The 12,852-nt window shown below is 71.1% G+C and carries 9 protein-coding genes; 2 read left to right on the forward strand and 7 right to left on the reverse strand.

Annotation, left to right across the window (positions count from 1 at the left end):
- Positions 1-18 precede the first annotated feature (18 nt).
- The 4 genes from ACIRCZ_RS06465 to ACIRCZ_RS06480 all read right to left on the reverse strand — a co-directional run bounded on the left by ACIRCZ_RS06465 (position 19) and on the right by ACIRCZ_RS06480 (position 1,372).
- Positions 19-267: a hypothetical protein gene (locus ACIRCZ_RS06465; RefSeq protein WP_157480377.1), complete on the reverse strand. Its 249-nt coding sequence runs from the start codon at positions 265-267 to the stop codon at positions 19-21.
- Positions 268-343: 76 nt separating this feature from the next.
- The gene (locus ACIRCZ_RS06470) at positions 344-631 is read right to left on the reverse strand and encodes a DUF4287 domain-containing protein (protein WP_402850843.1); all 288 of its coding nucleotides are present in this window, start codon (positions 629-631) and stop codon (positions 344-346) included.
- A gap of 41 nt (positions 632-672) precedes the next feature.
- Positions 673-996 (reverse strand): hypothetical protein, encoded by a 324-nt coding sequence (locus ACIRCZ_RS06475; protein ID WP_055895657.1) that lies wholly within the window; start codon positions 994-996, stop codon positions 673-675.
- Between the two features lie 4 nt (positions 997-1,000).
- The gene (locus ACIRCZ_RS06480; RefSeq protein WP_055895655.1) at positions 1,001-1,372 is read right to left on the reverse strand and encodes a hypothetical protein; all 372 of its coding nucleotides are present in this window, start codon (positions 1,370-1,372) and stop codon (positions 1,001-1,003) included.
- A gap of 122 nt (positions 1,373-1,494) precedes the next feature.
- On the opposite strand from ACIRCZ_RS06480, the gene ACIRCZ_RS06485 reads away from it, so the two are divergent.
- Complete coding sequence (locus ACIRCZ_RS06485) at positions 1,495-1,740, forward strand: hypothetical protein (protein ID WP_055896531.1); 246 nt, start codon at positions 1,495-1,497, stop codon at positions 1,738-1,740.
- Here the strand turns inward: ACIRCZ_RS06485 and ACIRCZ_RS06490 are convergent.
- On the reverse strand, positions 1,737-2,216 hold the full coding sequence (locus ACIRCZ_RS06490) for a nucleoside deaminase (RefSeq protein ID WP_402850848.1): 480 nt from the start codon (positions 2,214-2,216) through the stop codon (positions 1,737-1,739). The two genes, ACIRCZ_RS06485 and ACIRCZ_RS06490, sit on opposite strands and share 4 nt — an antisense overlap.
- Positions 2,217-2,260: 44 nt before the next feature.
- On the opposite strand from ACIRCZ_RS06490, the gene ACIRCZ_RS06495 reads away from it, so the two are divergent.
- Positions 2,261-3,673: an MFS transporter gene (locus tag ACIRCZ_RS06495; protein WP_402850851.1), complete on the forward strand. Its 1,413-nt coding sequence runs from the start codon at positions 2,261-2,263 to the stop codon at positions 3,671-3,673.
- A 99-nt stretch (positions 3,674-3,772) separates the two neighbouring features.
- Here the strand turns inward: ACIRCZ_RS06495 and ACIRCZ_RS06500 are convergent, their stop codons facing one another.
- Complete coding sequence (locus ACIRCZ_RS06500; protein ID WP_402850854.1) at positions 3,773-8,590, reverse strand: hypothetical protein; 4,818 nt, start codon at positions 8,588-8,590, stop codon at positions 3,773-3,775.
- On the reverse strand, positions 8,587-12,795 hold the full coding sequence (locus ACIRCZ_RS06505; RefSeq protein WP_402850856.1) for a hypothetical protein: 4,209 nt from the start codon (positions 12,793-12,795) through the stop codon (positions 8,587-8,589). Before ACIRCZ_RS06505 ends, ACIRCZ_RS06500 begins: the two co-directional genes overlap by 4 nt.
- Positions 12,796-12,852 lie beyond the last annotated feature (57 nt).

Raw genomic sequence — 12,852 nt, forward strand, 5'->3', positions numbered from 1 at the left:
GCGTGCATCCCGTGGCTGTCAGCTCACCTGCAACTGCTGGGTCGACGGAGCAGGGCAGAGCAGGAACGTGTGACCGTGGTCCTGCTCCCGTCCGTGTTCGTCGATCCTTCTGCCGCACAGCGGGCAGACGCTCGCCTCAGCCGTCCTCGGGCTCTCGGGATCGTACGGGCCGATCGGGGGTGGTCCGAGGATCGGGAGGAGCCGGGCATCCAGCCACTCCGCCGCTCGTCCGGCGCGATCGCCGTGGCGGTTCTCCACTCGTATCATGGGCTGATCGTACGTCCGGAACAGTGGACGCCGGCCGTGAGTTCCCGAGACGCCTGCGGCGACCGAGGCGGCGCGTTCAGGCGGGCTTGTTCGCCTTACCGTCGAGCCACAGCGTCTCAGACTCGTCGCCGTGCGTGCCGTCGTCTCCGACGAACTTCGTGCTGATCCTCGGGCCCTTCGTGATCACGTGGACCAGCGCCATCCCGTGGCCGCGGCCCAGGTCGAAGTCGGTCTTCAGCCAGTCCAGGATGGGGCCGGCCTTCGTTCCTTCGCCGAACCCGCGCTCCTTCGCGAGCTCGATGAACTCGCGCGGCGTCTTGCCGGTCTTCTCCTCGATGTTGTCGAGATATGCCTGGAACGACATGTGCCGTTGTCCCCCCTCGTCGCGGACGCTTTCCGCAGAGTCTAGCGGGGGTCCCGCAGATGCGCCTCCGCCTGCTCCTCCGGCATGATCACCATGCCGCCTGTGCGCTGACTCGACTGGAGGAGCGCCTCCATCCACTGCTCGTTCAGCGTGGGCGGACGGCTGCCGGCGAACACGAACGCCATCGGCAGTTCGCGACTGATCCACAGGCTGATCCTGCCGCCGCCCTGCTCAGGCGGGATCTCCCAGTTGAGCAGGAAACTCTCGTGCCTGCGGAGCTTGGTGACGATGGCGATCTTGACGTGCGAGAGCACCCTGTCGTCGAAGTCGTACTCTTCTCCGTACCCGTAGATCAGCTTTCCCATCGGGTCACTCCGCCCGCTCAGCGCGCTTCGTCCGCGACGCCCGGTACGTGCCCTCCGGCACCTCCTCGCGGATCTCGGCCCTGAGCTCGTCCTCGAGCAGCAGTCCGGAGTTGCTGTTCGCGCGCTCGGTCAGCATGGTCAGCCATTCCCGGTTCAGCTCGGGGAGTCTCGCGTGCGTGAAGACGAACTGGATGCTGATCGACGGGTCGAGCCAGATCGACCGCAGCGTGCCCTCCGTGGCGCCGGATCTGTCGATCCAGAGCAGCAGGAACCCTTCCCTGCGGCGGAGCTTCGTCGCGATCACGGCCTGCAGGTGAGCGAGCACGCGATCGTCGAAGGTGAAGCCGTCCGTCCCGTCGTAGATCAGCGTTCCCATTCAGTTCCTCTCCGGGGTCCACTTTCGCCTGCACCGGTCGCCGCGTCAAGTCGGATTCCGGTTTCGGCACCGTGCGCGTTTCCTGCGCACGGCGGGGCGTATCCGGTCGTATGCTCCGCGGCATGGACGCTCTCACGCGAACCATCAAAGCGGCCCTCCTGTACGAGGACGGGGTGACGCTCGACAGCGTCGTCATCGTCCCCCTGATCGGCGGATGCCCACCGGGCGAGATCCGCGTCGCGACGACGTTCGGAGGCGCGCTCGCCTACGACGTCTACGAGCTGGACGACGACGAGGAGTTCTCGTCGATGCCCGCCTATCCGTACAAGGCCACCGTGCCGGTCACCACTGCCGACCTCGACGACTAGCGTCCGGCCGCGCGCTGCAGCAGCGCCCGTACATCGTCGTCGAACGGCGCAACGGGTCCATCCACCGGGATGCCTGGGGCGACGGCGACGATCGGCAGCGCGCTCACCACGGACGGCGCGACACCCCAGGATGCGCGCCAGCCGCCGATCTGCTCGGCGGACGCCGCGTAGACGATCCGGCCGAGCCCCACCCAGGCGTGCGCAGCCGAGCACATCGGGCAGTGCTCCCCCGATGTGTACACGACCGCGCTCGCGCGGGCGTCGAGGTCGAGGTTCCTGGCGGCCCAGCGCGCCAGCTCGAACTCGGGGTGCATCGTGTCGTCCCCGCTGCCGACGCGGTTGCGGTCCTCGGCGAGGACCGTTCCGTCGGCCGCGACCAGCACGGACCCGAACGGCTCGTCGCCCGCATCCAGTGCCTGGGCCGCGAGCTGCACGGCACGGGCGATGTGGCGGGTGTCGTCGTCGCTGATGGTCATGCCGCCACCATAGACCCCGTCTCGGTCGTCGTAGGCTGGACGCCGTGACCGATGCCAAGCGCCCGGGCGCCGCCGTCGCAGCGCTCAGCGTCGGGACGCTGCTCAACCCGCTGAACTCGTCGATGATCGCGGTCGCCCTGGTCTCGTTGCAGCACAGCTTCCGCGTGGACATCGCCACGGTCACCTGGGTCATCACCTCGTTCTACCTCGCCTCGGCGGCCGGGCAGCCGCTGATGGGGCGCTTCGCCGACCGGTTCGGCCCGCGCAGGCTGTTCCTGTTCGGGATGCTCGTGGTCGTGGTCGCCTGCGCCCTCACGCCGTTCGCGTCCTCCTTCTTCGCGGTGTGCGCCGGGCGGGTGGCTCTCGCCGTCGGCACGGCGACGGCCTTCCCGTCCGCCATCGCGATGCTGCGCTCGATCACGGCGGGGTCGGCAGCGGCAGGCTCCCGCACGGCGACGCCCAGGCTGCTTGGGCGCATCCAGATCGCCAACACGTCCGGGGCGGCGATCGGGCCCGTGCTCGGCGGGGTGCTGGTGACCTTCCTCGGCTGGCAGGCCATCTTCTGGGTGAACGTGCCGATCGCCATTCTCGCCTTCGCCGGGGTCTGGCTGTTCGCCCCGCGCGATCCGGAGCGGGTGCGGGCACCGCTGCGGCAGGTTGTCGCCGAGTCGGACATCCCCGGCATCGTGGCGTTCGTGACGGCGCTGGCGACGATGCTCGTCTTCCTGCTCGACCTGCGGCCGCAGCCGCTGTGGTGGCTGCTCCCGGTGAGCATCGCCGCCGCCGCGCTGTTCGTCTGGCGCGAGCTGCGCACCGCGCACCCGTTCCTCGACCTGCGGCTGCTCGCGGCGAACCGGCGCCTGCTGATGGTGTATCTGTGCTTCGCGATCTTCAACATCGTCTACTACTCGGCGTTCTTCGGGCTGCCGCAGTTCCTGCAGGAGCACGGAGGGTACTCGGCGGGGATCACCGGCCTGCTGATGTTCCCGCTCGCGGCGGTGACCATCGTGGCGACGCCGTTCGCCGCGCGGGCGATCGAGCGCGTCGGGGTGCGCGCCACGCTGCTCTGGGGCGCGTCGGCGCTGATCGTCGGCGCTGGGCTGCTGGCTGTCGGCGCCGCGACGACGGCCCCGGTGGTCGTGCTGGTGCTCACGGCCGTGCTCGGCGTGCCGTACTGCGTGGTCAGCATCGCGATGAACCAGGCGCTGTACGCGGCGGCCCGCCCCCAGGACGCCGGTGTCGCGGCGGGGATCTTCCAGACCGCGCGCTACGTCGGCGCGATCGTGGCGACCACGATGCTCGGCCTGCTGTTCACCGGCGGGACCACCGCATCCACCTGGCTGGCGGCGGTGAGCGTTGCGACGGCCCTCGCGGTGGTGCACCTGGCGCTGCTCGTCTTCGTGCGGCCGCGCCGAACGAAGGAGCTTCCGGGCGACACGCCGCCCGCGACTCCGTAGCGACGGATTCCGCGCCTCCCGGCCGCACGATCACCGTCGGGACGGAGTTCTCGGAGTTCTCGGAGTTCTCGGAGTCGACAGAGTCGCAGGCTGCGGGGGTCAGAGCTCGATGTCGGCAGCGAAGATCAGGCGCTGCTCCCAGACCCGGCCGTCCGGGTAGACGCGCTGGTCCTCCGGGGCCGGCGGATCGCCGGGGAACCGCTCCCACTCCTCCACGTGCACCCGCCAGGCGGGATTGTGACCTGGCCGGGTCAGCGGCACCACCTCGCCGGCGTCGAGCTCGCCGACCCAGGCGCCCTCGAACGCGTTCGCTCCCGTGCCGCGCAGCACCAGCTCCTCCGTCGCCACGGTGCGCCAGCCGAGGTCGCCGCCGATCGCAGGGTCGACGGTCTGGATGCTCGCCACCAGCAGCCGGTTCTCATCCACCGGCCGCGCGAACGCGCCCTCCAGCCCGAACCGGGGCGCCGTGGTGTCGCGGGTGAGACCGCGCGTGCCGCTGACCACCACCCTCACATGCGTGTCGTCGGTGCGGCTGACGCTCGCGATGCGCTCCGGCGTGAGCTGCACGAAGTCGCAGCGCACCGGAGACGACAGGTGCTCCCCCGCCACACTGTCCGGCTGATAGCGGGCGACGGCGAGCCGCACGAACGGCCAGAACGCAGTGCCCGGGTCGATCGCGATGTCCACATACCAGAGCTTCCGCTCCGCGCTGTACTGCGGCCGGTAGCCGACCGCGAGCACGTTCCTGTCCGCGACCCCTGCGGGGAGCGGGAGCGAGACAGCCGGGGTCACCGGCCGGCCTGGGCGGGGCTCGTCGTCGATGCCGGAGGAGTGCAGCAGGTCGTCGAGCTGCACCGTCTGCAGCGGCCGGGCGGCGACGGGGGCGCTCACCCAGAGCGGGTCGCCTCCCCACTGGCTCACGTACGGGAAACCGGTCCCAGGGTCGTCCGGCGGCTCGCCGAACACGTCGTTGCCGTTCGCCGCGAGCAGCACAGCGAGCAGTTCGCCGTCCCCGCTCGAATACCAGGGACGCTGCAGGTAGATGCGCACCCCGGCCTGCCTGGTGACCCTGCGCGCCATCGGCTGCTCCGGTTCCACACCCTCGTTCCAGCGGAACAGCGGCAGCACAGAGTGGATGACCGGCGCGGCGGGGCGCGCGCTCGACGGCACGGACACCTCCACCGTCTCCCCGATCACGCTCGCTCCGTCGTCGAGCGGGTTCGCGGGGTCGCCGCGCAGGAGCTCGGGGGCGAAGTACTCGCGGAAGCGGGTCGCCGCGCGGAAGAAGTACGACACCGTGCGGTGCTTGGTGTCGGCGAAGCGGTGCGTCGACTCGTGGGTGCGCAGCGGCCCGTAGCCCGGCAGTGTGATCAGCCCGTCGTGCCCGGCGAGCACGGCGATGTCCTCCTCGGGGAGGATCGGCGTGGTGAACGCGATGGCATCCGTGTGGGCCGTGGACGGCGCATCCTGGGTGATGTCGTCGACCGGCTCGTCCCACGACGCCTGCGCCGTGATGCTGTCCGTGCTCTGCCCGTCGACGTCGACGCCGCCGAACAGGAACGACGCGGTGTCCCCCGGCAGCCGCAGCGCGTGCAGCACGGTCGGCCGCGGCGCCTCCAGCGGCCGGGGAACGGCGTGCACGAAGGTCAGGTCCTCGAACGGCGTCAGCCCCCACAGCCACCCGTCGACTGCGGCCTCGCGCACCTCGGGCGTCTGCTGCAGCACCGTGGCGAAGCTGCGCCAGATCCCCAGCCAGTCGAGCCGGGCGCGCACCAGGCTGCTCGCCAGGCGCGCGCGCTGCACATCGCCGGGAGGCAGCACGAACCGGATGCTCCTGCCCGCCACCGCGGCGTCCAGCACGTCCCCGCCCTCCAGCGCCAGCAGGAACGGCTTCCTGTCCGGCCACTCGCCCTGGTATGCGGCCGTGAAGCCCTCTGTGCCGAACGGGAACCTGATGGTGCGGCCCGCCCCTGCCTCGGGGAAGACGAAGCTGACGCCGTCCGCGATCGGGTCAGGCAGATACGGCAGCTCCAGCTCGTCGACGTCGTGCACCACATACTGCCCTGGCGCCGGCGCGTCGCCCGGCCGGAGCCGCAGCGCTTCGACGGCGGGGTCGGGGTCCGGCAGCTCGCCCGACCGGAGCGGGAGCATCCTGAGCCCGTTGGCCGGGGACGGCACCGGCTGGCTGCCGTCCGGTTCGAGGGTCTGGCTGAGCAGCGCCATGCCCGGCTGCGGGATGCGCGCCCCCACGTTCGCGAGGTCGGCCACGTCGATGTCGAAGAAGCTGCCGTTCTCGCGCAGGATCGCTGCGAGCGCCGCGCGTTGCGACGCGGCCTGGTCGGAGCCGATGGCCGTGTCGAACTCGCCGTGCTCCTCTGCCTGGATCTGGCTGGTCTTCGGCGCGGTGAGGTGGCGTCCGGTGTCGGCGGCGTAGCCGAGCGACGCGGGGACGCCTGCGGCGTACGCGGCGGGGTCGGTGACCGTGATCGCGAGCGTGTCCGGGTCTTGCGTCACCCCGGAGCGGACAACGAGCACGCGCAGCGACTCCCCCTCCGTGTAGCGGCGCCGAGGCACGAGCGCCGGCGACGGGATGGGGTCCCAGCGCAGGAAGGGAACCAGCGGCGTGACCTTCTTCATCGCGGCGAGCACCGCCCCGGCGACCACCGCGGGATCGAGCGCCCCACCCGCGCGCTGGAACTCCGGCTGGCCGCGGAGCTGTGCTGCCGCGACGGCCGCGAGCCTCGCCGGATCGCGCGTGGACGTCGGCTGGGCGAACGGGATTGCGGGGTCGACGACGGCGGCGGCGAACGCCGCGTCCACCAGGCTGCGGCGGTCGGCGACCGCCGCGCTCGTGGCGATCGCGACGCGCGCGACCCCCGTCCCCTGCGCCCTGGCCCTCACCCGGCCGAGCAGACCGTCGATCACCGCGGCCGGCGGCGCTGCGGAAAAGACAGAGCGCAGCGTGCCGGCGGCATCCACCGCGTCCGCCCCGACCGCTGCACCCGCCGCGTCGGCCTGCCCACGGGTCGCCGGCGTCTCTGCGGCGACCCGTGCGGCGTCCTCCACAGCGATCCGCGCTTCGTGAAGCGCCGCCGTCCCGTCGCGCAGGCCGGAGAGCACCGGCCCGATCGTTGCCCCCGGTGCGTCGAACAGCGGCGGCGGCGCGGTCTGCAGGCCGGCCGCGATCGCCTCCGGCGGCGGTCCCGGGGGCAGCGGCTGCGGGTTCAGCTCGTCGGCGCGGGTGTTCCCAGCGAGGTCGACCTGCCAGGCGCGGAACGCGTACGAGCGCCCGAATCGCAGCCGCGGCAGCGTCCCAGGCGCCACCCGGTTGACGAACCGCAGGGGATGCGTCGGGTCCGGAACGTCGTCCGGCACGTCCTCGACCACTTCCACCGTCTGCTCGCGCCCGTCGACCACCTGCTGCTCGTTGCGCACGCGCTTGCCCGGTCGAGGGGCGGACAGGCTCCAGCCCTCCCAGCCGAACACGGCCTCGTGCACATTGACCGGGTTGGCGGGGTCTCCCGGCGTCTGGTTGGCAGCGGTCCCCTGGATGAAGCCCTGTTCCGCCAGGCCGGTGAAGACCGGCGTGTACGTGCCGTCGTCGTGCCGCGCGGCCACGTCGGCGATCCGCGCGTGCAGCGACGACCAGGTGCGCACGGTGTCGTCCCAGACCTCCACGCGCATCCCCCTGGTCACCTGCTCGGTGAACAGGTCGGGCACAGAGGTGGTCTCGAGCGCCGCCTGGTGGGCGAGCTGGTCCTTCGCGCTCTGTGCCTCCTCTGCGCGGGAGACGGTGAGGCCGCTCGCGCGCATCGCGGGCGTCGCCGCGTTGACGGGGTCGTCGTTGTCCTGCACGTGCAGCAGCCTCGGCAGAGTCCAGACGAATCGCTCCGTCTTCAGCGCCGTGCCGTCCGCATCCAGGTCGAGCACCGAGAACAGGCTGTCGTCGCCGAGGGCGAGCGAACCGTCCACCCAGTCCCCTGTCTGCGCGACCGTCACGAACGTCCCGTCGCCGAGCGCACGCACGAACACGTGCGTCGGGCGGCAGGCTGTCGTCTTCCCGTTCACAGCCACCACGGCGGTGAGCCAGCGCGACGTCAGCAGCCTGGACGGGTCGCTCACCTTCAGGTCGACGACCAGCCCCGTCTTCCGCAGCAGCGCTGCGTGGTCGCCGATCGTGCCGACCCGCTCGTGGAACTCCGGCCCCTGGCGCGGCAGGCCTGTCGGCTGCGTGTCCGGCACCTCCTGGTACGGCTGCTCCGACTCCGGTCGCTCGTAGTACCGCCTGGCGCGATGCAGCTCGCCGAGCGCGCGCAGGAACCAGTCCTCGTTCGCGGCGATCTTCCGCGAGACCTCCTGCGGCTCCGCATCCGTCTCGACGATCTCGTCGAGGAAGGCTGTCAGCCGCGCTTCGTCGAATTCGAGGTTGCGACGGTCGGGGGTGTCGTGCCTCGGCCAGCGCTGCGCCATGCCGAGCGCCTGCTCGGCAAGGGGATGCGCGGACGGTGCAGGCGGGCTCGTCGGGTCGGACAGCACGGTCGCAAGGTGCACCAGCTTGCCGATGTCGTGCACGGAGCGGGCGGAGAAACCACGCCACCTGTTCTGGTCGAGCCGGGGAACCGGGTTGCCGGACACCGGGGTGTCTGGAGGGAAGATCGTGTCCCAGACCGTCGCGTCCGGTGCCAGTTCCGCGGCGGTCGCCACCGTGGATGCGAGCGCTCCGTTGTCGTCGGCGAGCTCGATCGTCGCGCCGTCGAGCACGAGCGCTGCCCAGTGCGGGAACAGCGCGAATGTGTCGAGCCTGGCGGACGCCGCATCCGGTACCAGCTTCGGGCTGATGAAGACCGATACGTGCGCGTCGGCGTCCTGCCTCGTGGACCGCGGCAGCACGGTCGTCATGAACGTCTCGGTGCTCATGCCGGCACCCCTTCCGTTCCGAATGCTTCGCAATAGTCGGCCCACGCAGGCGAGGCGCCGTCCGGCTCGCACATCACCTCACGGAAGCTCGGGTCGCCGTTGGACCCGGCGAACTGGCGTTCGGCGCTGATCTGCACGGACGCGGAGAAGAACAGCACCTTCACCTGCACGGTGATGGTCGCCCTGCCGATCATCTTCCCGGTGTCGAACTGGTAGACGAGCTCCATGTAGAGCTCGATCGAGGCGGAGATGAGTCCGAGCACATCCACCTCGCCGCGCAGCCGGAAGTACCCGGTGAGCGAACCCTTGTCGGCTTCGAGCCGGATGTAGATGCCGATCATCGCCGAGATCGAACCGGAGGCGACCCCCAGGTCGACCGCGAGGCACGCGCCGGCTTCGAGTCCGATCTCCAGGATCTCCAGCTTCTTCGGCCCGATGCGCATCCCGAACCAGCCGCCGCCGCCGAGGAAGACGACGGCGAGGGTGAACGGCCGCTCCCTGGTGCAGAAGTTGAATCCGACCGTGACGGACTTGCCGAGGAACGGCACCTGCACGTCCGCGCCGAGCGACATGTTCGACAGGTTGAACACGCCGATGGCGACGTTCGGCAGCGCGAGGGTGAAACCCGCGCTCAGCCCGGACGGGGAGACGTCCAGGAAGGGCGGGTCGGAGAACCCGTCGAACGGGATCAGCTCCTTGATGACCTCCACGAACGAGAGCAGGCCGACGAACTTCAGGTCGCCGAGCACCACATCCACGTCGGTCTTGCCGTTGGAGCCGGCCTTGAACGACATGTGCTCGAACGGCACCCGGATGAGCGGCGCTCCAGGCAGCAGGTTGAGCTGGAAGTCGCGCAGCTCGGCCAGCACGTCGACGGTCATGTCCCCCGTCGCGCTCGCGCGGCCGTCGATGGCGATGACCAGGCTGTCCTTCTTCAGGCTCAGGATGGGGTCTGCTCCGGCGGGCCACGACTTCATCTCCGGCGTCCACTCGAACCGGAACCGCACCTGCGGGGTGTCCGAGGCGAGGCCGCGGAGGAAGTCGATGGCCTTGAGCGCCGCGTCCACATCGGCGACGACCGGGTCGATGGCCTTCTTCAGCGAGGTGAGCTGGTTGCGGGCGAAGGTGGGGAGGCCGTCGATGGCGAGCACGCCGTCGAGCGCGGTGCCGACCTGGCCGATCGTGCCCTGGAGCTGCGCGGTGCTGACGGTGGGCGGCGATGCGACGGCTCCGGCGAGCTGACCGGGGAAATCGGTGACGATGGCGACGATCGCGTCCTTCGCCGCAAGCACCTGGTCGCGGATGGCTGTGGCCTTGGCGACGGCGTCGTTCGACCGGTCTGCTGCCTTGTCGACGGCGAGCTGCGCATCCCGCACCGCCTGCTCGGCCGCATCCCGCAGCCGCTGCACGTCGTCGATGAAGCCCTCGATGAGCTGCACGGCCTGCGAGACGACCTTCGGGAGCTTGAGCGGTTCGCCGGTGATGGCTTCGATCACATCCACCAGGTCGACGAGGCCGAACAGTTTCGGCAGAGCGCCCTTGAGGTAGGCGACGGGGTCGAAGTCCTGGTGGATGGCGTTGTCGATGTCGCCGACGGGGCCGGAGAGCGCCGAGACGCCACGGATCGGCAGGTTCGGCGCGATGAACCCGCCGCCCTTGTCCGTTCCGCTGGTCGAGCCTGAGCCGCCGAACGACAGCGACGGCAGCGGGATGCCGTGGGCGGTGAGGTCGGGGAAGTCGGCGGCCGCGATGGTGCCGTCATCGGCCAGCACGTTCGCCCACACCTGGCCGGCGTTGCCTGCATCCAGCCCGGTGGAGAGGAACTGCTTGGCGTACGCGACCGGCAGGCTCGGCGTCGCTGACAGGTGCTGCACGGCAGGGAGCACGACGTCGGCCGAGCTCATCGTCGGGGTGGACGAGCCGACCACCGGGGTGCCGAGGAGCCGGATGGTCTGCGTCTCCGCCTGCGCATCCCCGGCGCCGGTGGCAGGGCGAGGCGCGAACGCGACCCGTTGACCGTGCGCCGGGACCTCGCGGTCGGGGTCGTCGTCGTACTTCGCGTGGATGACGGTGGCGAAGTCGGGCGGCTGCACCGACTCGCTCACCCACAGCATCGGGAAGCTCAGCCGGATCGGCTGCGCGTCACGGTCGACGGTGTTGACCACCCAGAGGAATCGCTTGCCCGCGATGGTCGGCCAGAACGACGAGTTCTCCGAGGCGCCGGGATCGTCGATCACCGGTGTCACAAACGGCTGCAGCTCGATGGAGGCGAACGGGAAGTCGCGCTGACCGTCATAGCTGCGCGAGCGCTCCAGCAGCACGATGAACTTCCGCTGGTAGAGCCCGGCGTACGATCCGCCCGTCGCGGCCTTCATCTTGCGCTCTGTCACCTTGATGAGCGCGGCCTTGTGACCGAGCGGGAACAGGTATCCCGGGTATGCGACGCGCACGTACTGGTCGCGGCCGAACGGCGCCTGGTGATCCCAGGCGAGCACGGAGGCGAGCCCGGCCAGCGAGTACGGCAGGGTCGGCCACGCCCCGTGCAGGTCGAGCGTCGCGCCGAGCCCGGACAGCCACAGCGCTTTCGCACCGACCGGGATCGGGTCGATGCGGCTGCGTCTGTTCTTGGCCAGCCACGACTCCGACGTCTGCCGCACCAGCCGATGCCGGTCCGCCGCGTTCAGCGACGCGCGGAACGGGGAGTCTCCGCCGACCGGAGGAACCGTGAATGCGCCGCCTGCCTGGTCGACGGCCGCGGACTGCCAGTCTGCGGCGGTGACGCTGTCGCGGTCGCGGGTCCAGATCGCGCGGATCACCCGGTGGTCGGCGTCGCGCTCGTCCGGCGCGGCCGGATCGTCGGAGGCGACCCCGAGCCTGGAGTGCCACAGCTCCACGAATCCTGGCGCTGTCGCGCTCGGCACGGGCGCGACCGCGTGCGCCCAGCGGCCGTCCGCTGTCGGCGAGATCATCAGCCGGAACGGTGCTTCGATGGCGGTCTGCCCAGAGTCTGGCTTGTCGCTGAGGATCGGGCGCGTGCGAGGGAGGTTGCCGACTCCGCCGATGGGGCCGCGACCGATGGGGCCGATCGGGATGGCGCCTGCCAGGCTCTCGTCGAGTCCGCCGAGCTTCACGCCGTCCGATACGACGGGCCGCACGGCCGCGATGGATGCGCGCACCTGACCGAGCACCTTCGCCGTCGACACGAGGTTGTCCAGGGTGACCGGCCCCGCGACCGTGCGCTGCTGGGCTGCGGTCGCGGCGTGCAGGACGACACCGCTGCCGGTGAGCGTGGCGATGATGCCCTTTCCGACGACCACGCGCTGGTGGAACCCGCCTGCTCCTGCGTTCCCCTGGTTCGCTGCTGCCGGGTTGTCGCCGGGGTTCCACGGTGCGGGCGCTGTGCCGGAGGGCGCGGCCAGGGGATGCAGCACGGGCGTCAGCCTGGTGATCGCCGCCAGGATCCCGGCGGAGGTGAACGGGATGCTCTCCCCCTGCGGCACGGAGAACACGAGCCGCGACCCGCGCGCCGGCCGGTGCCCGACGATCGGATGCACGGTGGCGCCGGCCGGGGAGGGCGTCGCCGTGTCCGGAATGGGCTTCCCCGTCACAGGGTCGACGATGAGCGCCGGCGGGCCGGTCGGCGCCTCGTACAGCGCCTCCTCGTGCAGGTGCTGGAACGCGAAGTCGACGGTCATGGTCGGCGCGGCGGCTTCGCCCGCGGCTGGTGCGGCGGCCGGCGCGTCAGGCGTCACGGTGGGGTTCGCGCTGTCGGTGAGCGTGCATCCCGTGAAGGTGACGGTGAGGGCGACCAGGTCGTCCGGCCGGATGATGTCGGCGACGATCGTTGCGCGCGCATCCGGGTCGTGCCGTGGGAGCCCAGGGTGCACGCCGCCGAAGGGTGGGGCGCCCGGGAAGCGCGGGATGCCGGGACCTGGGCTGGGGTCAGGGCCGCCGAAGGCGATGCCGGGGTGGCCGACGCGCCGCCAGGACGCCGCGAAGCGGAGACCAGTGGTGGCCGGGGGCGTCTCGGGTGCGGCTTTCGCCGACGCCCGCCGGCCGCGCGCGGCGCCGGCGTTCGCGGTCTCCTGGTCCTGGGCGGCCGATGCCGCTCTCCTGGACCCGGCCGCGGATTCCGGTGCGGCCCCTGCGCCGCCCGTCGCGCGTTGTCTGTCCTGTCGTTTTCTGTTGTTCTGCCCTGCAGCCATGGGCTTACCGTTCTCATCGAATGACTTCGAGAGCAGGGTGCCGGTTCCAGCGCTGTG

This window comes from Leifsonia sp. NPDC102414, from assembly GCF_044765685.1.
Lineage (GTDB): Bacteria > Actinomycetota > Actinomycetes > Actinomycetales > Microbacteriaceae > Leifsonia.